This is a genomic window from Faecalicatena contorta, from assembly GCF_003149105.1.
Taxonomy (GTDB): Bacteria; Bacillota; Clostridia; order Lachnospirales; family Lachnospiraceae; genus Muricomes; species Muricomes contortus_C.
Map to the genome: position 1 here is coordinate 107,427 of NZ_QGDS01000010.1, position 25,858 is coordinate 133,284.

General features: G+C 41.9%; 21 protein-coding genes. 2 read left to right on the forward strand and 19 right to left on the reverse strand.

Annotation, left to right across the window (positions count from 1 at the left end; translation table 11 throughout):
• Position 1: 1 nt before the first annotated feature.
• Genes A8805_RS15510 through allC form a run of 8 tightly spaced genes read right to left on the reverse strand, consistent with a single transcriptional unit; the run spans position 2 to position 9,557 of the window.
• Positions 2 to 1,249, reverse strand: a complete 1,248-nt coding sequence (locus A8805_RS15510; protein ID WP_109712772.1) for a dicarboxylate/amino acid:cation symporter — start codon at positions 1,247 to 1,249, stop codon at positions 2 to 4.
• Positions 1,239 to 2,072: a DUF2877 domain-containing protein gene (locus tag A8805_RS15515; protein WP_181392867.1), complete on the reverse strand. Its 834-nt coding sequence runs from the start codon at positions 2,070 to 2,072 to the stop codon at positions 1,239 to 1,241. The genes A8805_RS15510 and A8805_RS15515 overlap by 11 nt, the downstream gene beginning before the upstream one ends.
• Before the next feature lie 11 nt (positions 2,073 to 2,083).
• Entirely contained in the window at positions 2,084 to 3,352 is a 1,269-nt protein-coding gene (locus tag A8805_RS22625; RefSeq protein WP_242992424.1) for a DUF1116 domain-containing protein, read from the reverse strand.
• 15 nt (positions 3,353 to 3,367) lie between these two features.
• Positions 3,368 to 5,125, reverse strand: coding sequence for an acyl-CoA synthetase FdrA (gene fdrA / locus A8805_RS22630; protein ID WP_242992425.1), 1,758 nt, complete (start codon positions 5,123 to 5,125; stop codon positions 3,368 to 3,370).
• 16 nt (positions 5,126 to 5,141) lie between these two features.
• Positions 5,142 to 6,194, reverse strand: a complete 1,053-nt coding sequence (gene allD, locus A8805_RS15525; RefSeq protein ID WP_109712776.1) for an ureidoglycolate dehydrogenase — start codon at positions 6,192 to 6,194, stop codon at positions 5,142 to 5,144.
• Between the two features lie 59 nt (positions 6,195 to 6,253).
• On the reverse strand, positions 6,254 to 7,045 hold the full coding sequence (gene allE / locus A8805_RS15530) for a (S)-ureidoglycine aminohydrolase (RefSeq protein ID WP_109712778.1): 792 nt from the start codon (positions 7,043 to 7,045) through the stop codon (positions 6,254 to 6,256).
• A gap of 30 nt (positions 7,046 to 7,075) precedes the next feature.
• Positions 7,076 to 8,311 (reverse strand): MFS transporter, encoded by a 1,236-nt coding sequence (locus A8805_RS15535; RefSeq protein ID WP_109712780.1) that lies wholly within the window; start codon positions 8,309 to 8,311, stop codon positions 7,076 to 7,078.
• Positions 8,312 to 8,330: 19 nt separating this feature from the next.
• On the reverse strand, positions 8,331 to 9,557 hold the full coding sequence (gene allC / locus A8805_RS15540) for an allantoate deiminase (protein WP_109712782.1): 1,227 nt from the start codon (positions 9,555 to 9,557) through the stop codon (positions 8,331 to 8,333).
• Positions 9,558 to 9,752: 195 nt separating this feature from the next.
• On the opposite strand from allC, the gene A8805_RS15545 reads away from it, so the two are divergent.
• Positions 9,753 to 10,613 (forward strand): alpha/beta hydrolase, encoded by an 861-nt coding sequence (locus A8805_RS15545; RefSeq protein WP_109712784.1) that lies wholly within the window; start codon positions 9,753 to 9,755, stop codon positions 10,611 to 10,613.
• A gap of 191 nt (positions 10,614 to 10,804) precedes the next feature.
• Positions 10,805 to 11,911: a glycerol dehydrogenase gene (locus A8805_RS15550; RefSeq protein ID WP_109712786.1), complete on the forward strand. Its 1,107-nt coding sequence runs from the start codon at positions 10,805 to 10,807 to the stop codon at positions 11,909 to 11,911.
• A 120-nt stretch (positions 11,912 to 12,031) separates the two neighbouring features.
• Here A8805_RS15550 and A8805_RS15555 read toward each other — a convergent pair whose 3' ends face one another.
• The 11 genes from A8805_RS15555 to A8805_RS15605 form a co-directional block, all read right to left on the reverse strand.
• On the reverse strand, positions 12,032 to 13,015 hold the full coding sequence (locus tag A8805_RS15555; RefSeq protein ID WP_109712788.1) for an ABC transporter permease: 984 nt from the start codon (positions 13,013 to 13,015) through the stop codon (positions 12,032 to 12,034).
• Between the two features lie 15 nt (positions 13,016 to 13,030).
• Entirely contained in the window at positions 13,031 to 14,563 is a 1,533-nt protein-coding gene (locus A8805_RS15560) for a sugar ABC transporter ATP-binding protein (protein WP_109712790.1), read from the reverse strand.
• An 18-nt stretch (positions 14,564 to 14,581) separates the two neighbouring features.
• Complete coding sequence (locus A8805_RS15565) at positions 14,582 to 15,601, reverse strand: ABC transporter permease (RefSeq protein WP_109712792.1); 1,020 nt, start codon at positions 15,599 to 15,601, stop codon at positions 14,582 to 14,584.
• Positions 15,602 to 15,826: 225 nt separating this feature from the next.
• Entirely contained in the window at positions 15,827 to 17,002 is a 1,176-nt protein-coding gene (locus tag A8805_RS15570; protein ID WP_109712794.1) for a sugar ABC transporter substrate-binding protein, read from the reverse strand.
• Positions 17,003 to 17,278: 276 nt separating this feature from the next.
• Entirely contained in the window at positions 17,279 to 18,043 is a 765-nt protein-coding gene (locus tag A8805_RS15575; RefSeq protein WP_109712796.1) for an SDR family oxidoreductase, read from the reverse strand.
• A 330-nt stretch (positions 18,044 to 18,373) separates the two neighbouring features.
• A complete protein-coding gene (locus A8805_RS15580; protein ID WP_242992427.1) occupies positions 18,374 to 19,435 on the reverse strand; it encodes an ROK family protein in 1,062 nt (353 codons plus the stop codon).
• Between the two features lie 232 nt (positions 19,436 to 19,667).
• Positions 19,668 to 20,666, reverse strand: coding sequence for an SMP-30/gluconolactonase/LRE family protein (locus A8805_RS15585; RefSeq protein WP_109712800.1), 999 nt, complete (start codon positions 20,664 to 20,666; stop codon positions 19,668 to 19,670).
• A 52-nt stretch (positions 20,667 to 20,718) separates the two neighbouring features.
• Positions 20,719 to 21,753 carry a zinc-dependent alcohol dehydrogenase gene (locus tag A8805_RS15590; protein WP_109712802.1) on the reverse strand — a complete coding sequence of 345 codons (1,035 nt, stop codon included), beginning with the start codon at positions 21,751 to 21,753 and terminating at the stop codon, positions 20,719 to 20,721.
• A gap of 106 nt (positions 21,754 to 21,859) precedes the next feature.
• Positions 21,860 to 23,146: an RNA-binding domain-containing protein gene (locus tag A8805_RS15595; RefSeq protein WP_109712804.1), complete on the reverse strand. Its 1,287-nt coding sequence runs from the start codon at positions 23,144 to 23,146 to the stop codon at positions 21,860 to 21,862.
• 196 nt (positions 23,147 to 23,342) lie between these two features.
• Positions 23,343 to 24,299: an ABC transporter permease gene (locus A8805_RS15600; protein WP_109712806.1), complete on the reverse strand. Its 957-nt coding sequence runs from the start codon at positions 24,297 to 24,299 to the stop codon at positions 23,343 to 23,345.
• Between the two features lie 2 nt (positions 24,300 to 24,301).
• Complete coding sequence (locus A8805_RS15605) at positions 24,302 to 25,768, reverse strand: sugar ABC transporter ATP-binding protein (RefSeq protein ID WP_242992429.1); 1,467 nt, start codon at positions 25,766 to 25,768, stop codon at positions 24,302 to 24,304.
• Positions 25,769 to 25,858 lie beyond the last annotated feature (90 nt).

Below are 25,858 nucleotides of genomic sequence, written 5' to 3' on the forward strand. Positions count from 1 at the left end.
ATTACCCTCCTGTATGATTATTCAAAATATTATCATCCAGTTCTCCTGCACTTTTTGCAATCATCATAGCCGCCAGAGCATCCACGTCTACATTTAATATTGTCCTGAACATTCCGGAAAACCAATCAATGCCCGCCATGATAGCAATTCCTCCAAGAGGAAGTCCCAAACTTGGAACTACTATGGTAAGAGCTACAATTCCGCCGCCAGGCACTACCACGGTACCAAGACATGCAAGAGACGCCAGAACCACTATCTTCAGAAGCATTTCTATGGTAACCTCCTGACCGTATATTTGTGCAATGGTTACCACTGCCAGTGAAAGAAACATAGCCAGTCCATTGCTGTTTAATGACATTCCCAGTGGATTTACAAGATCGGAAATCCGCTTACTCACTCCCAGCTTTTCTTCACTGTCTTTCATCTTCACGGGCAGAGTAACTGCAGAAGATGTGGTGGTAAAAGCCACCACAGTCATATTTGCAATTTTTCTAGAGAGATTAAAAAACCCTGTTTTACAATAAGCGGCTGTAACAGCCACACAAAACGCAAGATGTAGAAATGTTCCCACTGCCAGTATTAAGAGAAACTTTATAAGAGGAAGTAAAATCCCGACTCCCGATTTTCCAACCGTAGCTGCTATCAGAGCACCGATTCCAATGGGCGCAAATATCATAATCTTGCTTACCATCTCTATAAGGATTCCATTAACTTCCTCCAGCAGGTCTAATATACGGCTTGATCCTTTTTTCCCCTTCATAATGCTGGTCCCAATTCCAAACAAAATAGCAAAAACAATGACCTGAATCATATTGCCTTCCGTCATAGCATTCACAATATTGTTCGGAGCGAATGATAAAAGCATATCCTGAAGGCTCATCTCCTTCGCGGCAAACGCTGCTGCATTAAGATCTGTCTCAATAAGTACTCCCCTGCCCGGCTGTAAAACCATGCCAAAGATACATCCGATTGCCGCCGCAATTATGGTGGACACTCCAAATAAAATAAGTATTTTCACACCCAGGTTTCCCAATTCGGAAACCTCCAGTCTCCCAACCGCTTCAATTACAGCCCCCATAATCAGGACGATAACGGACATCTGAATGAGCCGCAGAAAAATATTTCCTACAACTTCTACCGGGGCGATTGCCTTTCCCCCTATAAGCCCAGCTATGATTCCAAGGACCATAGCTGCTATAATCTGATTTGTTAAACTTATTCTTTTTTTTGTTTTTTTACTATTCTCCATATTTTACACCATGTTTTGCTATCTCTAGTCCTGTCAGGAAACCCGCAAACATGTCCCTTCCTGACGTGTGCCCATAACTCAGAATTTTATAAAAATTTTTCTTCATTTCTCCTTCGTCTGCATTGACATAAGCCTTCATAAAGCCAATCCAGGAACCGGAAAATGCTCCTTCAGCCGCACAAATAAGCTGATTCGCTGCAACATCTGTGGTATATCCCTGATCCAACAGATTTTTTATGGCATCTCTAAACTGGAGGCAGGTAAAATGATAAATCTCATCCGCCGCCAAAATTCCTGTTAAATAGTCATCTCCCGAAGGAGTTAGTCCGGGACCTGATCCCACCCATTGGGTAAGTATCATTTCCAGCTTTTCCCCGGTTCTGACCGCTTCTGCCAGTTTTTCTTTTTTTTCTCCCAGAAGGCCTCCGGCACTTCTGATGGATTCTCCAAAACCTGTCTGCAGGCTGTCAAACTCCGGGAAATTCAGAGTCGGGGGATCTCCCCATAAAGCAGACAAAACAGGAAGGGTGTTTGAAAAAGCCCTTGCCTGTTTTGTCTTAAGGCACCCCCTGGCCGTAACAAAACTGCTGTCTTTCCAAAGAACTGTCTCTAATTCTGCCAACCAGTGCAAATCCGAAAGCTTCTCCGGCGAAATCACAATTCCATATGGAAGAATCTCATTTTCCTTATTTCCGATAAATACCAGCCTCCCCTCCGCCTCTACATTAATTCCATGGGGAAAACGGCTGTGTATCGAATATACATGTTCTTCCTTTAACCTGTCCTGCAGCTGAATGGAAATAATCTTTGCTGAGATTTCCATTGGCATTTCCTCTATTTTTTCTGATATCCAAGCTTTTGAGCATAACCCAGCACGGCCTTTTCAAAGCACTGGATCGGAGGATGTACAGTTCCGGCACCAATCTGTCCATAGCCTGCCACTTTATGCGCAATACCTGTATTGATTACCGGTGTAATACCTTTTTCAACCACTTTTCTGGCATCAATTCCCAGACAGATCCCCTGAAAACTCCATGTAGGAATGGTAAAGTTCGGATTTCTTCCAATACAAATTTCCATCATTTCTTCACTGGTGTCTCTTGCGTCTTCATAACCGCCGGCACCAACAAAACGTGTTACCGCGGGTGCTGCAATCATAGCCATACCACCCACACCAAAAGTCTCTGTAATAGCACTGTCACCCATATCCGGACTGGCATCTTCTCCGTCATAGCCTGTAAAATATAGTCCCTGAGGTGTATTAACCGGAGCAGTAAACCACTCGTCTCCCATTCCACTGATACGGATACCAAAGTTTTCTCCGTTTCTGCACATAGCGGTGACAACAGTTCCTTCCTGAATCAATCTTGCTCCATCCATAATTGCCTTACCGGTTGCCATCATGATATTCAAGAAGAACTGGTCAGTATCTGCCAGGAACTGAATGACTTCCTGCTTTTCTTTCTCATCAATATCCAGCCTTGTGATAATCGGAACAACCTCCTTCATAAATACCAGCGATCCCGCGATATTTCTCTGGTGGAATTCATCACCCATGGCGATTGCCTTAGCCATCATGGGACCTACATTAATTCCTCCATCCAGAGTACGTATTGCCTTCCCAAGAATTGGTCCAAGAACGTTTTTCATCCAAGTCAGACGGTCCACTACTTCCTGTGAATATGCACCGAAACGAAGTACTTTTCCGATGCCTTCGTTCATAGTACAGTAAGCCCTGTTTCCATCTGTAGTATTTTCTACAACAAAAACCGGCATATTTGCAGATGTTAAGCCACCCATAGGTCCCACTGCCTGTACATGATGGCATGGAATAAAGGTTACTTCGCCTTCAGTCAGCATTCTTCTGGCTTCCGTTTCATCTGCAGCCCAACCCTCGAACAGTACCGCACCTATACAAGAGCCCTGCATAGGGTCCGGCATATTTTCCCACAGAATCGGAGGTCCCGCATGAAGAAGAACTTTCCCCTCTTCAAATTCCCGAATTACGGTTTTGGCCGGTACAACATCTAACAGTACCGGATTTGCAGCTACGATTTTTTCAATCACTGCCTGATTTGCATCATCGATTGTCTGGTAGCTCATGTTCTTCTCCCTCCTTTATGCAAAAGTATAGTTTCTAAGGAAACTAAGTGCCTGAATCAGTTCCATGTCGCCTCCGGCAGCTGGCGCCCAGTCAAACTGCTCCACTTCGCAGTCAAATTCTCTCAACACTTCTGCAAAGCTTTGAAGACCGATGTTGATAATCTTTGGTTTATTTCCAAATAAAGCTTTGACTTTCTGGGAAACTTCCACTTCAACAATTTCTTTTGCCTCTGCCTCAACAATTTCTTTTTCCGCTTCCTGATAGGTATAGCCTGCACAGAAAAGTGCGGTTTCTACAGCCTGCTTGTTGCTCTCACATACAATCACGCCTGCATCTTCCATGAGTTTCTTCTGGTAATCATATCCCTGAGGGTCCAGACGTGTTCCGCATACCGTTGTCACAAAGAACAATTTGCGGCTGTCTTTTTCCGCTTTTTCTTTCAGACTCTGAATTGCCGGAAGGAGTGCTTTTGCCATATCCTCGTGGGAGCCATATCCCAGAACAATATCAAAGAGAATCACACCTGTAGTCTCATCGTCTGCCGCTTCCTCCATACATTCAATTCTTTTTGCCGGATCAATCATTGGATGAGGCTTGCCCTGTGTATAAACATCATCACCAAGGTCTACCACAATATGGCCTTCATGATTTAACATAAATCCTTCCTTTTTTCCAGACTTCACATCAAGACCCATAGTATCTTTGAACATCATGGCAGCTTCACTTGCCAGGGTTCCGCCTGAATAATATGCTTTGATAGTCTTTTTCTCTTCTTTGCTATAAGGGTCTGCGATGTTTGGTGTGAAGGCATTAGCAGTAACCTTTTCACCTCTGGCTAACTGCACTGCAATTCTGGCAGCCTCGTCCAGTGTATAAGCATGATAGAATCCGTCTGTGTGCACTTCCGGTTTTTCTCCAAGGAATAAAGTCACAACCGGTTTTTTATAATTAGAAAGACGTTTTAGGATTTTGTCACGCACTTCTTTTGCAGGCGGTTTGGAAATAACAATTACAATTTTCACTTCCGGATCCTGTTCCATTGCATTGATTGAATCCAGCATGGTGATACCCCCCACCTCAGAAGCTAAATCTCTTCCGCCGGTTCCGATAGCATTTGTCACCCCTTCTCCAAGCCTGTCAATGATTGTAATCAGTTCCTGAATACCTGTTCCTGATGCACCAACAATACCAATGTTTCCTTTTGTTACTTTATTTGTAAAAGCAATCGGCACGCCCTGAATAATCCCGGTCCCGCAGTCAGGTCCCATTACCAGGAGACCTTTCTCGTGGGCTTTTTTCTTCAGGCTTACTTCATCCTCTAATTTCACATTGTCGCTGAACATAAATACATGAAGCCCTTCATCAAGCGCCCTGTCCGCTTCGGCTGCAGCGTAAATTCCAGGAATGGAAAAGACTGCAAGATTTGCATCAGGCAGTTCTTTCAGTGCCTGTTCCCAGTTCTTTGCTGCTTTTCTTCCAGATTTCCCCTCATTTTTAGATGCCTGGTTCTTTAAGAAGTCTTCTGTCTCATCAAGAACTGCCTGAACCAGGTCTTCTCTTTCCACATCTACAACGATTGCCATATCATTGGCTCCAGCTGCATTCAACTCTTCTCCGTCCAGGCCACTGGCACGGAAAATATCTTTGTTTGCCGGTGTCGCCATCATGATGGAAACTTTGTTGATTCCTTCCATTGCATTGATTTTATTTGTAAGGAGCATCAGGACTACGGAGTCCTGATAGCTGCCTTTTTTTATCACAGTTTTAATCATATTCTTTACCTGCCTTTTACTCTGCAAACCGGTTTTTGTGGTCGTAGCGGTCAAAATGGATATCGTCGCTGATTAAATAATTGTAAATATCATCAACGATTTCGATACCGCCATTCTTTTCATAATTCGCCTTACGCAAAAGTCCTCTTTCTCCCGGATAGTAAACTTTATCGTATCCCTCTCCCGGTTTTGCTTGTGCCAGTTCATCCAGGCATGCAGACATATTCTTCTTAAACTCTTCCAGAGGTATAAATCTGGACGGGTCGATTACAATATGAAGCTGTCCCAATTCTCTTCCTTTTGTCAAATCGTCATACATGGAACTTACATGCTGACCAAAAGGAACACCTGTCATAATACCGGATAAGATGTCCACCATCATCATAAGGCCATATCCCTTTGCACCGGCAATTGGTACCAAAGCATTTACTTTCATGGAATCTGTAGTTGGTTTTCCATCTTCATCTACTGCCCATGTATCTGGGATTTCCGCTTTTCTTGAACGTGCGTACAGAACTTTTCCCCAAGCCTGAACAGTGGTCGCCATATCAAAAATCACTCTTCTCTCATCTGCTGAGGGTGCTCCGAAGGCAATCGGATTGGTTCCGTAGAATGGTTCTGCACCGCCAAATGGGATAGCCATTGGGTCGGACTGGCACAGGGTCAATGCTACCAGGTCCTGTTTTGCTGCCATCTCTACATAGTAGCCAATGCTGCCGCTGTGAGAGATATTTCGTATCCCCACTACAGCAATGCCGTTCTCTTTTGCCATTTCAATGGCTTTTTCCATACCTACAGTTGCTCCCACATATCCACAGCCGTTATCAGCATCCAGCATTGCACTGCATGGACCTGTTTTTGTAAATTTAATATCAGGCTCTATAGTGATTCCGCCTTTGGAGATTCTTTCACTGTAATATTCCACCCGAACCGCTCCGTGTGAATGAATTCCTCTTTCATCAGACCAGGTCAGAACTTCTGCCATCATATCTGCATGATCTTCCTTTAATCCGGCTTTCACAAATTTATTTTTCATTAAATCCTTCAGTTCGCTGCGCTCTAATTTCAAAATCTTGTCCTCCACTCTTTTATTTATGATCTGTAACTGTTCAAAGCCATGAACAGTTACTATAATCTCACATCACGATTACAATCCTTGGAATAAACATACGCAAACATTTCACCCCGTCCTATACCATACGCAGCCTGTGGACAATAAGCTGACATAAACAGGTAATCACCCTTTTTCACTGAGATCCATTCATTGTCAAGTACATACATTCCTTCTCCTGAATAAACATAAGCACCATGCTCCTGTACATGCGTCTCAATATATCCATGACATGCACCCTGTTTGAACGCCAGAATGTGGAAATTCATATCAAATCCCAAATCACCTGCGGCCGGAAGGAAGTCTTTCACGAGAACATCTTCCATTCCTTCATAGTTTACCCAGTCTACATTGTTAATATTTTCAATTACGGTGTGTGCTTCATATCCTTCGATTCTGTCATAAAGCCTCTTGTATAAGAACCCTCTTGCTTTTTTGTCCCCTGCATTTTCAAAGTACAGTTTCGTTCCTTCCGGGCAGAAAATATATCCGCCATCGGTTAATTCCGCTTCTTTTTCACCATTCCATACTTTCACTGTTCCTTCAAGTATATAGAAGAAAATTTCCTCGCCTGCTGCTCCGAATCCCTGCTTATTGCCTCCGCCAGGTTCGGCGGCTACCAGATAATCCACGAAAGATGCTCCTAATTTAGGAGACGCTAAAATAGTAATTTCACAATTGTCAAATCCTGGAATTGTATTTTTCACCAGGCCGTCTGGTTCAATTACCGCATAATTATCCTTCTTGATAATAGATCGTGTGCTTAAAATATCTTTTCTGTATCCTGTTACTCCATTTAAATAACTCATATTTGTTACTTGCTCCTTTCAGTTAAAACATTATGCACTTTTTTTCATCATGCTTCCTGCATTACATATCAGGAAGAAAATTGTTCCTATCAGCAGCAGAGCTGCTCCGATATAGAATCCAAACTCTCCGGAGCCTGTAGTGTCTATGATTTTTCCTGTCAGCGCAGGAGCAACTACAGAAGAAGACATTCCGAAGAAATTAAACATACCCAGGGTAGTTGCCACACTTTTGGGATCTGCATTATCTGATACATGAGAAATCAGTACTGGGTCTACTGCCATTTTTCCGAGGAAACCATACAGCAGAAGAATCACTGCAAGGAGTCCCGCGCTGGGTACGAACATGGAAACTGCAATTAACACAAATGCCGCACATTCAAGTCCTGTAACAATTCCTGCCTTGTATTTCCGTTTCTTATCAGATAAATGTGCGAAGAATAACGCACCGGGAACTGCTGTTACGGCAATCATGGATACTACCAAACCTACAAGTCCGCCTGAAATTCCACGCTCAGATTCCAGGAAGGACGGCAGCCAGGTTACGATCAGATAGTAAGCATAGCAGGTCGTAAAATACAAGAAGTAGCATGAAATCAGCTTGATGCTGAACAAGTTTGTTTTACCTTTCACTTCTCCCTTTTCTTTCGCTTCTACTTTTGCCTGGCCCATTGCCTTTTTCTCTGCTATATTGTCTTTTATAGCAATGGCAAACCATATAACGAGAAGTACAATCAGAGTAGCTGAGATAGATACCATAACCTGCCACGGTAATTTAAGTTGTTTTACCACAAAACTGGAACCGGTCATACCGAGAATCATACCAAGTGCGGAACCACTGTTTACAATGGCTGTTGCAAGTCCCTTTTTCTCAGGCGGAACATGCTGTGCAGTTAAAGAAAAGGCTGCTCCGTAATAAGTACCACATCCTACACCCGCTAATACACCTCCCAAATAAAGTGCTGAAAGACTATGTCCGGAGGCTACACAAAATGCACCTATTGCAAAGATAATAAATCCGGGTATCAATACCCTTTTCTGTCCAAACCGGTCTACCAGAAATCCGGAAGGAATCTGCATTGCTGTATATCCAAAAAAGTAACAACTTGCAATTAATCCCATTGCTGCATTTGTCTGGGGTCCGATTGTCTGCTGAATTTCTCCGTATATCGGTGATAACATAGCACGGTAGATCCAAATAATAGTCCATCCAAGACAGAATGTGAAAACAATGGTTTTCCAATAATTTTTATTTATAGCTTTTTCCATGGGGGTCTCTCCTTTTCCTCTAGTACGCAAGCTTGTAAAGTGTATACTTTAACGCTTCAATACCCTGCTGCAAATCTTCCAACTTCGTTGCCTCTGCTGGATTGTGACTGATACCTTTAATACTTGGAACAAAAATCATTCCTGTTGGTATATATTTGGCAATAATCTGAGAATCATGTCCGGCACCGCTGTGCAGCACTCTGTAATTGAGTTTCTGTTCCTCACACGAAGCTTTGATGATTTCAATCATTTCCTCTGCCATCGGAACCGGTTCTTCATCCATCCAGCAGTCAATGTCTATTTTCACTCCATGTTCTTCGGCAATCCGCTTCATGTCATTTTCAATTTCTTTTGTAAATGACTGGAGAAATTCCTTGTCTGTATGACGACAGTCCATAGTAAAAAGGGCTTCTCCCGGAACTACGTTGACAGTGTTGGGTTTTACATTAATTTTCCCAAAAGTAAGTACTAATGGGTCTCCTGCTGCTTTTGCCTTTGCAATAGACTCTGTTACAATCTGTGCATACACCTGAATTACATCGTGACGATACTTCATCAGTGTAGTTCCTGCATGATTCGCTTCGCCCTTCAGTTGGATGTTGTAACGTTTCTGTCCCACAATTCCGCTGATTACGCCTACGGATTTGCCTTCCATCTCCAGTGTGTTTCCCTGTTCGATATGTAACTCCACAAATTGTTTTATCCCATCCATAAGAGAATCTTTTGTCTCCTGGAAGTCAAATCCACACTGGTGCATGGCATCCACAAAACGGATTCCGTCAATGCTTTCAATACTAATGACTTCCTCCTCGTTCTGGATGTGAAATAAATTCTTACTGCCCCAGAATACGGCAGGGAATCTGCTGCCTTCCTCCTCCGCTATAGAAAATACGGCAAGGTTTTTCTTTGGTTTTCCATATGTCTCAAGCAGGTCTGCAATTGCTAAGTATCCTCCGATGATTCCCAATTGGCCATCTAAGGTTCCACCGTTTACAACAGTATCCACATGGGAACCTGTTCCTATTGTTTCTCCGGTCCCATCTGTTCCTTCCAGAGTCCCTTTCAGGTTTCCAATTTCGTCAAACTCCGCCTTCATTCCCAGTCTTTCAAATTTTTCTTTCAGGGCTTTCTGTGCGTCCAGCCACTCTTCTGTATAGAGAAGCCTCGTCATACCCCCTGTATCATTCGCTCCGAATGATGAAATCCAATCCAAAGTCTTTTTGACGTCTTCACACGTAATACTCATATTCCCTCCTTCTTGCTTTATGTGTTTTGCACAACTGCATATTTATTTCCTTTTATTATATATATATTTTCACCAATTTACATTGTCCACTACGCCTAATTCTACCTTGTCCTTTTTGTCCATTGCCGACATTAAACTTTTCCCCCTGATTTGGTAAAATAGAAAATAGTAAACCATAAATGCAAGGAGAAACTTATGAAAAGGAAGGATTTCGTTATACCCAGAGCCAGCTATCCATTAAATGCTTCCCTGACATATATGGAAGGGACTGAGCTGAAAGGGTATCTGCTGTATTTTCATGGGGGAGGATTATTGTTCGGAACAAAGGACGATTTGCCGGAAAAGATTATTGACTATTACTGCAGAAATGGTTTCGGAATTCTCTCATTTGACTATGGGCTTTCTCCCTATACAAAACTTCCCGGTATTCTTACAGATATCAAGGATGGGGTGTCCTGGTTTTTGGATAATCAGGGTTTTTTCCCTAAAGCCTGGCTTCCCTGGTTCCTATGGGGACGTTCCGCCGGAGCATATCTTTGCTTAATCAGCACTCTTCTAAAATATATACCCTATCCGAACGGTATTCTCTCTTATTATGGATACGGTTTTCTGGAACCGGACTGGTATCAGCTCCCTAACCCCTATTACAATCGTCTTCCCGCATTTTCTTCTTCAGATTTTAATGTTTTTATGCAGGAAGGTTCCTGTACATCGGCGCCTCTTCAAGAGCGCTATTCTTTTTATGTCCATGCCCGGCAGACCGGAAACTGGGTTTCCCTGTTCTATGATGGAAAAATGAAAAACTTTTTGAAAGAATACACCTTTCTTCTGCATGAGGTGCCTGCTGATTATCCGCCTGTCTTTCTGACACATGCACTGCAGGACCCGGATGTTCCCTTTACAGAATCCAAAGCTTTACACCAGAAACTTCCAAACTCTGTTTTCTATCCGGTTTCCTCTCCTGAACATGATTTTGACCGGGATGCTGACTCCTACACTACAAACCATATTCTGGAGCTCTCTTATTCTTTTTTAGAAGCAAATTTGACAAACTAACTTTATTAAAAAGCCGTCTACATCTCATATCTGTTTGTTTCTTATTTCGCGTTCTAATCCGCAACAATTTCATCGTTATAATATAATGTAATAACAAAGCTACATTATTATTGACTAACATAATAATCTATGGTATTTTAATTTTAGAGAGACAGGAAAAAGATAAAATATCATATGGAGGTAGAAAAATTATGTCTATGATCAAACACGGAACAAGGGCCTTTGGTTCTCCCAGCAGATACATACAGGGACGCTGGGAGCTGGATCGTCTGAAGGAGTATACAGACGCTTATGGAAAACGGGTATTAATTTTGGTAGATTGCTTTTTCTACGGGGAATACAAAGTAAAATTTGAGAACATGTACTCCGAAGGTGAAAGCAGTGTTTCCGTCATAGAATTCAAAGGGGAAATTACAGCCGAAAAAATCGACCAAATTGCCGAAAGCGTAAAACAGTTTAACCCTGATGTGGTTGCAGGTATGGGGGGAGGAAAGACCATGGATACCGCAAAAGCGGTGGCTGATATTTTTAAAGCAGCTACAGTGATTATCCCAACAACAGCATCCACAGATGCACCAGTCATTGGACTTTCAGTAATTTATACTGATTCAGGAGAACATGTAGGGGCCAGACATTACGTGAAAAACCCGGATTTAGTTTTATTGGATACTGATATTATATGCAAAGCGCCGGTTCGCTTTCTAGTAGCAGGTATGGGGGATGCTCTGGCTACCTTTATAGAGACTAGAGCAAATCTTGAGTCTCATTCTCCTAATTATGTGTGGAAAGGATATTGCAGCACAATTGCCGTACGTGCTATTGCGGAGGCCTGTCACAGTACAATCTTAACCAAAGGGGTGAATGCAAAGATTGCCGCAGAGAACGGACTTTGCACCCTTGATGTAGAAGATGTAATTGAAGCTAATGCCTTACTGAGCGGTCTCGGAGTACAAAATTCCAGCTGTGCAGGTGCGCACTCCATCGCAGAAGGCCTTACAGTATTACCTCCCTGCATAAAACTGCTGCACGGAGAAGTCGTAGCATTTGGCATACTGGTACAATTAATCATTGAAGGAAGACCAGAAGAAGAAATAAAAGAAATCTATGATTTCTATAAAGCAGTTCATCTTCCATCCACATTTGAGGATTTGGGAATCAAAGATGTTACCCCAGAGGAAATTATGGCGGTGGCAGAAGAATCACTGAAGTCTTACTGGGATGTAGAACCGTTCCCCGTAACAGCCCAAATGATTTACGATGCAATTGTAATGGCAGACCGTTTAGGTATATCTTCTTGAACATTAGTAGTTCAAGAAGTATATCTTATTGAACATTAGCAGTCCAAGAAGTATGTATTATAAGGTAATATAATCATAAAAGACCGGTACAAGGATGCAAATCCGGTACCGGTCTTTTCTCTATTTAACAATAAAACTTCTCGAAGATCTGTCAGTGTTAATAGCTATAGCAATCAATACCACCAAACCAAATACAATCTTTTGCCAATATACATTGATACTTACTATGTTCATTCCATTCTTAATAATAGAAACAATAAAAACTCCCATTATAGTATTCAGAATGTTTCCCGAACCGCCAATCAGAGCCGTCCCACCCAGAACTACTGCTGAAATCACCATCAGCGTAAAGGAATCACCTACCGTAGGCGCACAGCTCTTCGCCTTTGCCATAAGAAAGATTGCTCCCAAAGCGGCGCAGAAGCCATTGACTGCGAACACAGCAATTTTAATTCTATCTACAGATATGCCAGACATACGGGCAGCACGTTCATTCGCTCCGATTGCGTAAATTCCTCTTCCCAACGGTGTCCTGGTAAGGATTACATAATATCCGACTATGATAAGGAAAGCAATAATCAGCGGATATCCCAAAGGACCTATAGATATCTTATACCACTCAATGGTGCCCCATAACTTTTTAGGTATGGATATGGGAGAACTGCTTTTCAGCAATGCCGCAGAATTCCATATGGACATAAATGCCAAAGAAGCTATAAATGACGGAACCTTCAACTTTGCATGAATACTTCCCAGGATGATACCTCCAACCACCGAGAATAGCAGTGTGGCCAAAAATGTCACCAGCATAATAAACCAATCTGCATAGATAGTATCCTTAAACTTCATAATGAGGCTGACTACCAGAACATTGGAGACAGAACACATGGCACCAATGGATAAATCAATAGAACCAAGCAAAATAACAGGAGTCATTCCGGCAGCCATAATCATTAGCGGAGCTGTATCACTCAGCAAATTATTAATATTTGAAGCATTGATAAAGCTCTTTTCCATAACAGTAAAAATCAACATGAGGCAGATGATAACAGCTATACTGAAATATGTAGCAAAATATGCCTTATTTATTTTTAGTTTTTTCATGCTCTCACTCCTTCCTCATACCATCATACTGATTATGCTTACTTGTGATGGTTTCGCATCTACAGATGCATCCAGCTCACCTGTAATCAATCCATCCCGCATAACCAACACACGATTTGACAGCCCAATACACTCATCAAGGGTGTCTCCCAACAGAATAACAGATTTTCCTCCGGCTACCATATCACGTATCAACTTGTAAATTTCTTCTTTGGCTCCCACATCTACTCCACGAGTAGGATGATTCAATATTACAATATCCGCTTCTGATGCCAGTACACGTGCAAAGACCACCTTTTGCTGATTTCCTCCTGAGAGCTGTATCACCAGTTCTTCTTTACCGCTGGTTTTAATCCTGAGTTTTCGGATCCATTCCAGAGCCTGCTCCGACACACGCTTTCTGGATACCATACCTCCCTTACTCAATTTGCCTGCATTTGAAAGCGCTATATTATCCTCAACAGAAAGCCCTCTGACAACACCCTCAATCATACGTTCCATAGGAATCATTATAATTCCGTCATTTAGCGCCTGATAAGGTGAGCTATATTGCACTTTCCGCCCCTTTATAAACAATTCTCCAAAATCAGGTTTTTCATCACCGCAGAAAACAGAGCAAATTTCTTCCTTTCCAGAGCCAACAACACCACAGAAACCAAGTATCTCTCCTTTATGCAGCTGGACATCTACATGCTTAAATTTACCCCGGCAGCCCAGATCTTTCGCCTCTAATACCACCTCTTTCTCAGGTATAACCTGCTTATCCAAATGATAGTACTCCGTGTTCGTTTCACGCCCTACCATTCGTTCGTACAGTACAGCTTCCGTGGCATCCGCCACATCCATATTACCGGCATTTTCTCCATCTTTATAGACATATATACGGTCAGAAATCTCCAGCACTTCATCCAGACGATGAGATACAAAAATTACGGAATGGCCTTTTATAGTCAATTTTCTTATCTCCTGAAAAAGGCGTTTTACTTCAGTTTCATTTAATACAGAAGTTGGCTCATCCAGCAGTATCAGACATTTGCCATCTGCCGAAGCCTCTTTTGTAACATTGACAACCTTTGCAATCTCCACCATCTGTCTGGTAGCGAAATTTAAATCGATTACTTTTTTTCTAGGGTTAATGTCTCCGCACCCAATCTCAGAAAGTACTTTTTCAGCCTCAGCATACATTTTCTTCCAATTCACAACTCCCATACGCATGAAATCTTTTTCATGACCAAAAAAGATGTTCTGCCCTACGGAAAGTGTGGTAATCAGGGACTGTTCCTGATAGACCATCCCTATCCCCTGGGCATTTGCCTCCAAAGGATCATTGGGCTGGAAAGCCTGCCCTCTCAGATGCATCTCTCCCGAGGTCTGAGGCTGAACTCCAATGATAATCTTCATCAGTGTTGATTTCCCCGCACCGTTTTCACCAACCAGTCCAATTACTTCACCCTCATGAACTTCCAAATTTACTCCTTTTAGCGCTTGTGTCCCATGAAAGGATTTTGTGATGTTTTTAGCACTGAACAATATATTTTTTTTTGACATTTCTATCCCTCCATGTACTTATTTGCTGATCACCGTAGCACCGTGTTTAATTGTAAGAATTACAGCTATAAGGATGATAACTCCCTGGATTCCTGTCTTGATGTTGGGATTCACACCCATCATAGTAAGACCATTAATCAACACAGTCATAATCAAAGTTCCCACTACGGTATTCATCACGCCGCCTTTTCCTCCTGTTAATGCGGTTCCTCCGATTACCACGGCCGCCTGGGCCGGAAACATCTGGTCCGTACCAATGGCGATCTGCCCCTGGCCCAGCCTGAGTGCGCCAACTATACCCGCCACGCCATAGCAGAAACCTGCCAGTGTGAACACCTTGATTTTTATCCGGTTCACGTTGATACCCACTGCTTTGGGGATTGTCTCATCAGTTCCCACCGCATACACATGACGTCCGAATGGTGTATATTCCTGTATGTAAAAACACAATGCCAGTACTGCCAGTGCAATCCATGTAATTACCGGTATCCCCAAAAACGATGCCTTAGGAATTGCCATCATCAGAGGATCGCGAATGGTCGCCGGTTTTCCACTATAAGATAACATCCCTATCCCAATACAAATATTCATAAAAGCAAAACTAACCATAAAGGAGGGGATTTTAAATTTAACGTGAATCACACCAACCAGAAAACCAATGACAACCGAACATAAAACTGCTAACAAAAGGCCTATTATCCCTAAATTCACTGCATTTTTTGAATTCGCTACAAATATAGCTGTTAATGATCCTACCATTCCTACGGTACCATCTATAGACAAATCAATGCTTCCTATCATAATTACAAATGTCAGCCCCAGTGCCACCAAAAGAGGCAGGGACCACTGGTTTAATATAGCCGACAGATTACTCAGACTTAGAAATGAACTTCCCTTTAATATGCAAAAGACCAGAATCAATGCCGCCAGTACTCCCACGGGCGCCCATTTCATAAGTTTTTCTCTCCGGTTGTCCGCCTTTACTTTTGCGGCAAACTCTTCCCTTATAGACAGTGCCGCTTGATTCTTTTCTTCCATAAACATCTCTCCAATCAAAATTTGTGTTCAGGCAAGTCAAAGACCCCACAGCAAGCTACTGGACATCAAATTTGCAGCGCAGCGAGCTGCGGGGTCTTTGCCCCCCACGGGCAGCCGCCAGATGTACATGTAAACATATCCACTTGGCTCGTTGCCTTCGCGAGAATCAAAAGGGGATGTTGTAACCATCCCCGCCTTCGTTTTATCAGCATACTAGCTTTTGCATTACTTGTCTGCCTTACAGTACCAGATATCTGAGAAATCATATTCCGGTATTGAATCAACGTATTCTGTTACATAATCATCAACCGTATCTTTTGTAATCATGATTGCCGGTGTTAAAAATGTACGATAATTCTCCGGCAGTTCTTCTGTTGTAATAAGCCCCGTCCATACAGCATAACAAACAGCCAGAGTATATCCGCCCTGGAGATATCCATTGGAGGAAACAGTAGCAATTACACTGCCATCTTTAACCCCTTCCACAATATCCGGGTTTGCATCAATTCCAGTTACACCAACTTTTCCTTTTAATCCCTTTGCATCAAGAGCCTGTAATGCACCAGTTGCCATATTGTCATTTGCACACCATATACCACCCACGTCCGGTGTATCATTCAGCCAGGTTTCTACCAAAGTTAATGCTTCATTGGTTGCCCAGTTTCCTGTATCCTGATGAGCCACTTCAATGTCCGGATACTCTTCCAAAGCTTTTTCCAGACCTTCTACACGGCTGTTAGATGCTGTATTTCCCAGCATGCCTTCTATTACAAAGATTTTTCCTTTACCGCCCATGGAATCAAACAGGGCTTCTGCAGTAGCTTTTCCATTAGCCACATTGTCTGCAGAAGTATGTATTACCCAGTTTGGATCGTAGTCCTGAGGCCCTACATCATCCGGTTTATTCCAGGCTGTACCCAGATAACCGCCTGATTCCGCCATAGCCTCCGCTAATGAAGGAGCAATTGCAGACTCATTGGGATCTGCATAGGCAATTGCATTACCTCCGGCTTTTGCGGCAAATTGTTTCATATTATCAATCTCTACATCATTTGAACCGCCTGAATCCAGAACTTGTTTTTCATATTTTTGTCCGATGCTGTCCAGATATTCACAAAACATGTCCATCCCATCAGCAATGGTTGCTATATAGGGGTTTTCAAGTCCACGAATGGAACAGGCTACGTATAATGTGGTATCCAGTTTTTCCTGAGGTATTTGTGATGCATCAATCTTAAAATCTGCAATTCCTGCACCTGTGTCAGTACTTTCCGTCTTGCTGCTATCCGATGTACTCTCTGTTGAAGTTGAGGATACCTTTGACGAATCTGTACATGCCGTAAGCAATCCTACAACCATAGTCCCGGCCAGCACAGCGGCCGTAAGTCTTCTTTTCTTCATAATATAAGACCCTCCTTTTTCTTATTTTCACAGCACTTAGCATCAATAATAATTTGTTTTCTTTTTAAATGTCATTATGTATCTACATTACTAAGTATCTATGTACAAACACAATTATAGTATAATATCTTTACAATGTCAACTTGTATTTTGTATATTTTTAACAATTTTTATTGCTTATATCTGTAATTTTATTAAAATTTCGACAAAAATCTCACACTTATATTAGTTACTAAGAACAAATACAGCGTACTATCGTTTTACCCTCTAACAAAATTAAATACACGTGTAACCACCATCTACAATTAAATCTGTTCCTGTGGTATACCCGGCTGCCGGGCTTGCCAGGTACAATATTGCCGGAAGCAGCTCTTCTGGTTTCCCCATGCGGTGCATCGGCATTAAAGGTTCCCATGCATTTTTTAAATCCTTCGGCACATCCTCTGACATAGGTGTTGCAATATACCCGGGACTTAAACTATTTACTCTGATTCCATACCCCACCCATTCTGCTGCCAGTGATTTGCTCATATGTATTACTCCGGCTTTGGAGACGTTGTAGGATGCCTGCCACTGGGGGATATTCACAATAGTACCGGACATGGATGCCATATTGATAATACTGCCCTTTATTCCATTTTCAATCATCGTCCTGCCAACTGCCCGTGCCATGATATATTCTCCAGTGAGATTAATATCAATTACACTCCTCCACTCCTCAATAGATGAGCTGAGCGTATCCTTATGGATACAGATGCCTGCATTGTTAAATAGAATATCAATCTTGCCGGAACTTTTTATTATTTCTGCTACTGCAGCATCTACTTCCGGCTCTTTTGTCACATCTGCTTTCAGGTCATATGCCTTACCTCCATCCCTGATAATCATATCCACGGTCTCTTCTGCTCCGCTTCTGCTTATAATAACTACTTCGGCACCCGCTTTTGCTAAACCGCAGGCTGCCACCTGGCCAATACCTCTTCCGGCACCTGTTACAACCGCCGTTTTTCCCTTTAAACCAAAGATTCCATCGAGATACATATTCCTAATTCCTCCTAAATACATTTTTTTAATATTGTGCAATTTTAAGATTATGTCCACCTTTTCATATCCATTTTGCCCTCCTTTATTTTATTGTTTTATAATCACTTTCTAAATCCTATTTATTATGTTTTTATAATATGCTTTTTCCAAAAATATGTCAATATATTCCCTCTATATTTTAATCTTTTTATATAATATTACCTAATCCGTTTATCTGTTTTTAGTTAATATCACTTAGAAAAGTTTGTAAGTCCTTTTTCACACATCCATAACAATAAAAAAAGAGATTCCATCCCTGAAATCTCTTTCTTAATATACTGTTTTATTTCACACGTTTTCTACAAATATTTCAATTACCTGCAGTGCTGCCCCCAGTGCCGCAGCCTCTATTTTATAAGTACAAGGTTTCACAAAACTACTATCTTTTCCAAACGTATTAAGCACCTCCACCTTTTCCCAGACATCTCGAATATGCTCGTTTATGCAGCCTCCTACATAACCGCCTAAAATAATATCACAATCCAATATCATGTAGATATTGTTGATTGCAGCTGAGAGGTATGTGGTGTATCGGTCCCAAACCTTTACCTTGTCCGCTTCGCCTCGGCCCAGCCCCTCAAAAAAGGCTTCCAGTTTTCCGTCTGTAAGCTCCGACAAACGTTTCGCACAGCAGTAAGCATCCAAACATCCCCGCTTTCCACAGTAACAGGGAGCGCCATCGGCCACCACCGTCATATGCCCGACCTCGCCACAGCGAAAATCTTTTCCCTGTATCAGCTCACCGCGGCTGAATATAGCTCCACCAACCGAATTGCTGAGGGACAAATAGAAGAACCGCTCCGATGAATCCGGATGAATCCCTTCTGCATAAGCCCCTGCATTGGCATCATTTAAAAAATAGCAGGGATATGAAAAAAAACGGCTCACTGAGGCAAATGACACATGTTCCAGATCCAATACATGTGAATAGGTGATCTCTTCCTTTTCGCAGTTCACAATCCCCGGAAAAGATATTCCAATTCCCAGTATATTCCTCCGGTCCATACCGCTTTCTTCCAGGAAGGCGTCCAGCTTTCTGTCAACCTCATGATAATAACTTTCGCTATTTTGGTAAGGCTGATAGCTGCGGTCATACTTTAGAACCTCACCGGCAAGATTCGTCAGTACCAGTCCTACGTGATTCCTTGTAATGCCCAACCCAATTGCCAATTTGGAATTAAAATCCACTGAAATGGCTTTCGCCCTCCTGCCACCTGTAGATTCCAATTCTCCCACTTCGACAACCAGCCCCCGTTCCATGAGTTCCTTTGTGTTCTGCGTCACCATAGGCAGACTCATTTTCAGCTCATACGAAATGTCCGGATTCGATATCTTATCATATTTACACATATATCTAAAAATACGATTTCTATTGTTTTTTTTCATTTCGGCATTTGTTATATGTCTTTTTGCCATTATAATTACCTGCGCTTTATTTTAAATTTTTTTTAAGTATAGCATTGTTCATTTCAAAGCGCAAGTTACACACCCTTCTTGAGTTTTCGCAGATTTACCCGCAAATCCTTGATTCCATCAGCCTCTTCCCAACCAATTTGCTGGCATGTATCACCCACAGAGTTTCTTAATTACAATCTTCAATTTCCAGCATACTCATGGTTGCAGGAAGCTCATGCCCCGTATTCCATTTGTCCCCGCCTACTACGCAATCAAAGCACGAAACCACAATCTTATTATCCCAGATACATGGTTCACCCGGCTGGTCCAGTTCACCCCGAAATCCATCGCTGTCAGGACTCTGTGCGATTCTGGTCACGTTCCCTTGCTTATCTATTTTTGCAATAGCATTCACAACAAAATCAGCTACATATATATTGCCATTTTCATCAGCAATCATGCCGTCTGTGGAGCGCAGGTTTTCCGGGTCCTTTGCAAACAGCTCATTGCTGTTTATATTCCCCTCCTCATCAAACTGGATTTTAAAGACCTCTCCATCTCCAAAATTTCCTATGTACAGATTTCCCTCCTGATCAAATACGATTCCATCTACTCCATACTGGTCCTCAGGATTTTTAGTCTCAAAAGAAACAAAAAGGTTAGGGTCCTCCAATGTATTGTTGATATGAATATCTTTGTCATCCAGGTGGAACCGGTAGACACCGCTCACCAGATTTCCGCTTTCCGACTTCACATTCACCATTGTACTTTGTGTCACATACATGTAGCTGCCTTTTATCCGAATCCCGTTGGGATGTTCCATACCTTCTGCAACAACTGTAACATCCGTCACCTTGTCACCCTCCAGCCGGATCCTCAGAATCCTACCCTGATTGACCAAGGTCGGATCTCCGCCCCATCCCTGGTTATCTACAATGTAAAGGTCCCAGTCCGGTCCAAACGCCAGACCCATAGCTCTTGCCTCCTGGGTTTTCTCATTCAGCGGCACATCAAACCACTTTCTTACATTCAGGTCCTTATCAATTACACATATGCAGCTGGGTTTTGACATGTCAGCAAAATTAGGGCAGGCCAGAACCAGATTTCCATAAGAATCAATTTCCATACCATCAGGAGTAACCGCATACTCCTCAGGCAATAACGTCAATAATTTTGGTATTTGCATTTCATTTCCTCCAGTCAAACACTGTGCTTATTATCGAAACATCACTGCATGATTACTTATATAAAACAATTCCTTTTTTCAGCACTTCCTTATTCAGCGCTTTATCATATGCTTCCACTACATCCTCGAAGGAAAAATAGTCAGATATATAGTCCTTCAGATTAATCTTGCCTTCCCGTATCCACTGAATCACTTCATCATGGGCAGCTGCTTCTTCATCTTTTCTGGGGAATTGCTGAAAGTTAATTATCCAGTTATAATCTGCTTTACTAAAATCAATGTGCATTTCTTCTTTTCTTGGAACGCCATAGCAGCAGATTTCTCCCCGGTCACAGATAAGCCCCATTGCATCATTAACGACTTGTTCAGAGCCAACTGCATCTACAACGTAAGGAACACCTTCCGGGAATAAAGTACGAATTTCCTTTGTAATATCGCATTCATTGCTGTTTAGGGCAATATCTGCACCCCCATCCAGTGCATTCTGTCTTTTTGCTTCATTCCTTGCGATTGCAATTACAGGGTTGGCTCCAGTTAATTTGCACATTTTGATAAAGGTAAGACCTACCGGCCCACATCCAAATACCACAACTGGTTTATCCTTTTTGATGCCAAAATATTTTACACTGCTCAATACTTCCCCAAAAGTAATTAACATAACCGCATCAACCGGGTCAATATCTTCTGGAATAATACACTGCGCCTTTGCGAGGTCCGGTGCTTCCCCTTCTGCAAATGCAGCCGCATCTGTAACAACGCCATACTCACTCAAGGCCCCCCAGGCTGACCCATAAGGCCCCAGATGTTCCGGATCTGCATCTACAAATGGGAGCAGTACCTTATCTCCCACTTTCAGCCCCTTTACTTCCTCCCCCACCTCAACAACCTCTCCAACATTTTCATGTCCAAGCATTGTGGGATACATATCTTCAGTAATTCCCTTGAATACCTTTTTCATAAGGTGAATATCCGTCCCGCAGATACCGTTGGCAATGGTTTTCGTCAAAGCCTGCTTTGGCCCATATTTCGGTTTTGGAATCTCCTGGACAGATAGCGTTCCGTCCTTGTCTAAAATCACTGTTTTCATGTAATATGCCTCCTATTCATCCACTTTTTGTAGTAATGTTATTACATTATATTCTATCATCAACATAAAACTTTGTCCAGTATGTTTAACACAATAATTTTATTGTTTACTTTGCCATATATCTTGTTAGCCTGCCATTTCCAACCTTACTAATCAAATCTTTATCAAGCATTTCTTTGAGCATATTAATTGCATGAGTAGTACCAATCCCCAAAGCTTCTTCAATACCACTGCGAGTGATTTCTTTTTGCTTTTCGAATAGTCTGAGTATCGGTAAGTACTTCTCATCTTCTGCTCTTAACTCTTGTGCATGTATGTTTGGCAGAATTACTTGAAATGCACCTTCTACATTTTCAAACTTAGGATGCACTGCTAACCCTTTGTAGCAGCTAATTATCTTGCTAATACCCGTTCCGTATGCCTCAATTAGTTTCATTCTATAAAATAGATTTGCTAACTTTTCGTTTCTTGGTTGAGATGCTCCCAGCATAGCAGCCTCTAATGATAACCCAGGTACCAACCCGCCTAAGGAGATAATCTCTAAACGGTCCGAATAAAGATTTATAAATGTGCTGCCGCTAAATGAATAATCCCTATGAACAATCGCATTCAACAAAGCTTCACGAACAGCATCTTCCGGATAGTCCCTCTCATCAGTACGCAGTAAGTCATGGAAGGCCGCTTTTGTACCATTATAAAAGTCAATGGTTTTATAGGCATCTGTAAGCTGGGCAAATATGGAACCAGTAAATTCTTTTCTATTCCTAAAAACTAACTTATCTGTGCCCTGAAAAATTGCAAATTTAATAGAATGTTTGCATTGGTCTGAAACAAGCAGCCCCATATTTGTATAAATATCATCAGAAGAAAGAATACCTAAATTTTTCATTTGAACTTCCGTAAATTCTAAACCTCTTTTTTGTAATTCCTCATCCAGCTTGTTAAAGGTCAACTCTTGAACCAGAGACCGATTTGCCTCAAATGAATCACCATCTGTAATTTTTATCATCATGCGGATGGCATCTTCAGACGCCGGGGCAGATGTTGTTCCGCTCCTAATATATACGCCTGTTGGTTTAAGCCCCTTATCCGATAGGTAGTAAGGTCTTTTTGTACCTTGACTAACAGTTAATTTAATAAAAAACTTATTTTCTTCTTGTAATAACTCAATATTAGTAAACATGGTAACATCAGGGCGGATACCATCTCTTAAAGAATTTGATATCTGCTGCATTACAAAGTCAGCATTATCGAGACCAATAATCTCCCCGCTATCATGTACGCCAATATAGATTATGCCGCCATTGGTATTTGCAAAGGCAACAATTTCTTTTTTTAAATCAGGTGTATAAATTTCTTTCAATTCAACCGTTTCATTTTCATGCAGCCTCATAATATCACCCTTTCTATCAGTTTCTATCACTTCTAGCACTATGTTAGCACAACGAGTGATAGAAAGCAAGGAGAACCATTTGACAGTTTACGACAGCATGTTTAATACAATACTTTTAATCATGATAACTTAAATGAAAAGGTGGGAAGACTGCAGTAACAATCTTTCCACCTTCTTATTCTTTCTTATATTACTACTATACAGCACTCTCCGCTCTATCTGTAGCAATCTGAAGCAATACCGCTGCTATAATAATACATCCCTTTACAATTTCCTGTGGGTATGCAGGAACACCTTTCAGGTTCATAATGTTACTAATCAGCGCAATTATCAATGCACCAATTACTGTTTTTATTACATTCCCTTTTCCGCCTGCCAGACTGGCTCCGCCGATAACACATGCTGCAATCGCATCAAGCTCTCCGCCTTTTCCAAGAGTTGACGCTGCGGTCTGTGTCCTGGATGCGATAAACATACCGGCAATAGAAGCAAGAAGCCCGGAAACCATGTAACAGGAACAAACATACCTTCTTACATTAATACCAGCTAACTGTACTGCAGTTTTGTTCGAACCACAGGCAATTACAATACGTCCATAAGATGTATATTTCTGGATAATTGCCATAATCACAACGATAATCACACATCCAATAACGATTGGATATCCATAATCTTTACTTGCCATTGCGCCGACAGCCGCAATATTGGAGTTACGTACCGGTGCACCCTGGGAGACAATCAGGGCCGCGCCATTTCCGATAGACAAAGTTGCCAGTGTAGTTACGAATCCCTGCATTTTTCCATAGGCCACAAGAACCCCATTCAAGAATCCCATAGCAAGACCTACCAGAATCGCCACAATAAATGCAACTCCCAGCCCCTGTCCATGGTCTCTCATCAATACATAGGCACAGCAGGAAGACAATGCGGTAACCGCCCCTACAGAAAGGTCAATCCCTCCTGTCAAAATAACAAACAGCATTCCTAGTGCAACAAGAATGGGACCTGATTGCTGAAGACAAATATTCATTAGGTTGACAGGCTCCAGAAATGTACTGGATAACAGCGCACAGGCAATAAACAATATCAGAAAAATGACATATGTGTTATTGTCTATCAAAAAGTCTTTTACATTTATTTTTCTCTTTTCCATAATTAAACCCCCATTGCCATCTGAATCATTATATTTTCTGATAACTCGTCTTTTCTAACCTCGCCTGAAACTTTTCCATTACGCATAATTACAGCCCGGTCACACATGCCTATAATCTCCGGCATTTCTGATGAAATCATAATTACCGCCATGCCATTCTCCGCAAGCGTATTAATTACTTTATAGATTTCCGTCTTTGCGCCTACATCAACACCACGGGTAGGCTCATCAAACACAACACATTTACAGTCTGCTGCAATCCATTTTGCAAGTGCAATCTTTTGTTGATTGCCGCCGGAAAGGCTGTTTGCATTGTCTTCCGTATTCCCATACTTTGTCTGAATACTTGCCAGAATCTCTTTGACAAATTTCTTTTCGTAGCTGTGATTAATCCAGCCATATTTTGTAATCTTGTTCAGACAGGCAAGGGTTGTATTCATACGGATACTTTGTTCCAGCAGCAATCCTTGTTTCTTTCTATCCTCCGGAAGCAGGCCGAACTTTTCCCTAATTGCAGCCCGGGGACTTTTCCAGTTTACTTCTTTTCCGAAATAATATACTTTCCCCGACTCTCTCTTATCAGCGCCAAAAACAGCTCTCATTGTTTCGGTTCTTCCCGCTCCAACCAGTCCATTGAAACCAAGCACCTCTCCAGCTTTTACTTCGAAGCTTACGCCTTGAACCATTTTACCTGCATACAGGTCTTCTACCTTCAGAACAGTTTCCCCGATCTTTGCATTTCGCTTTGGAAACATATCTGTCATCTCACGTCCAACCATCAGATTTACTAATCTTTGCTTGTCAAAGCCTGCCGTTTCAATTGTGTCCACATATGTACCATCCTTCAGAACCGTAATATGCTGGCTTAACTGAAAAATCTCCTCTAAACGGTGAGAGATGTATATAATACTTACACCCTGCTCTTTCAGCTTATTTATAACTTCAAATAGTTTTTCAATCTCCGAGAACGTCAAAACGGCTGTCGGTTCATCGAAAACTAATATTTTCGCATCTCTTGTAAGACATTTGCAAATTTCAACCACCTGCTGATATGCCACACTTAAACTTCCGCACTTAGCATTTGGGTTAATATCGCCAAATCCTAGTTTTTCAAGCTGTGCTTTTGCATCTGCCCGAAGTTTTTTCCAGTTAATGACTCCCTTTCCTGCCGAAAGCTTATCAATAAAAATATTTTCTGCAACAGTTAAATCCGGCGCGAGCATGAATTCCTGATAAATAATAGCAATCCCCAAATCTTTAGATTCCTTGGGATTTGTAATTTTTACCTCTTTGCCATCAATAAATATCTGTCCGCTATCTCTTTGATACGCTCCTGACAGAACTTTCATGAGAGTTGACTTCCCCGCACCGTTCTCACCAATCAGTGCGTGAATCTCACCTGGTTCAATCCTCAAAGAAACGTCTGTAAGAGCCTTTACACCTCCAAAATGCTTTGTGATATTTTCCATTTCAAGTCTGTACTGCCCTTCCATGCACTCACCTCCATATTTTTATGCTTTATCATTTTCTATTACTAAGCAACGAGTCTGGCAAGCCAG

Bases quoted from the DNA above. Each gene is read 5' to 3' on its own strand.
- A8805_RS15510 (WP_109712772.1), bottom strand. From the start codon at position 1,249: ATGGAGAATAGTAAAAAAACAAAAAAAAGAATAAGTTTAACAAATCAG.
- A8805_RS15515 (WP_181392867.1), bottom strand. From the start codon at position 2,072: ATGGAAATCTCAGCAAAGATTATTTCCATTCAGCTGCAGGACAGGTTA.
- A8805_RS22625 (WP_242992424.1), bottom strand. From the start codon at position 3,352: ATGAGCTACCAGACAATCGATGATGCAAATCAGGCAGTGATTGAAAAA.
- fdrA (WP_242992425.1), bottom strand. From the start codon at position 5,125: ATGATTAAAACTGTGATAAAAAAAGGCAGCTATCAGGACTCCGTAGTC.
- allE (WP_109712778.1), bottom strand. From the start codon at position 7,045: ATGAGTTATTTAAATGGAGTAACAGGATACAGAAAAGATATTTTAAGC.
- A8805_RS15535 (WP_109712780.1), bottom strand. From the start codon at position 8,311: ATGGAAAAAGCTATAAATAAAAATTATTGGAAAACCATTGTTTTCACA.
- allC (WP_109712782.1), bottom strand. From the start codon at position 9,557: ATGAGTATTACGTGTGAAGACGTCAAAAAGACTTTGGATTGGATTTCA.
- A8805_RS15545 (WP_109712784.1), top strand. From the start codon at position 9,753: ATGAAAAGGAAGGATTTCGTTATACCCAGAGCCAGCTATCCATTAAAT.
- A8805_RS15550 (WP_109712786.1), top strand. From the start codon at position 10,805: ATGTCTATGATCAAACACGGAACAAGGGCCTTTGGTTCTCCCAGCAGA.
- A8805_RS15555 (WP_109712788.1), bottom strand. From the start codon at position 13,015: ATGAAAAAACTAAAAATAAATAAGGCATATTTTGCTACATATTTCAGT.
- A8805_RS15560 (WP_109712790.1), bottom strand. From the start codon at position 14,563: ATGTCAAAAAAAAATATATTGTTCAGTGCTAAAAACATCACAAAATCC.
- A8805_RS15565 (WP_109712792.1), bottom strand. From the start codon at position 15,601: ATGGAAGAAAAGAATCAAGCGGCACTGTCTATAAGGGAAGAGTTTGCC.
- A8805_RS15570 (WP_109712794.1), bottom strand. From the start codon at position 17,002: ATGAAGAAAAGAAGACTTACGGCCGCTGTGCTGGCCGGGACTATGGTT.
- A8805_RS15575 (WP_109712796.1), bottom strand. From the start codon at position 18,043: ATGTATCTCGATGGAATCTTTGGTTTAAAGGGAAAAACGGCGGTTGTA.
- A8805_RS15580 (WP_242992427.1), bottom strand. From the start codon at position 19,435: ATGTGTAAATATGATAAGATATCGAATCCGGACATTTCGTATGAGCTG.
- A8805_RS15585 (WP_109712800.1), bottom strand. From the start codon at position 20,666: ATGCAAATACCAAAATTATTGACGTTATTGCCTGAGGAGTATGCGGTT.
- A8805_RS15590 (WP_109712802.1), bottom strand. From the start codon at position 21,753: ATGAAAACAGTGATTTTAGACAAGGACGGAACGCTATCTGTCCAGGAG.
- A8805_RS15595 (WP_109712804.1), bottom strand. From the start codon at position 23,146: ATGAGGCTGCATGAAAATGAAACGGTTGAATTGAAAGAAATTTATACA.
- A8805_RS15600 (WP_109712806.1), bottom strand. From the start codon at position 24,299: ATGGAAAAGAGAAAAATAAATGTAAAAGACTTTTTGATAGACAATAAC.
- A8805_RS15605 (WP_242992429.1), bottom strand. From the start codon at position 25,768: ATGGAAAATATCACAAAGCATTTTGGAGGTGTAAAGGCTCTTACAGAC.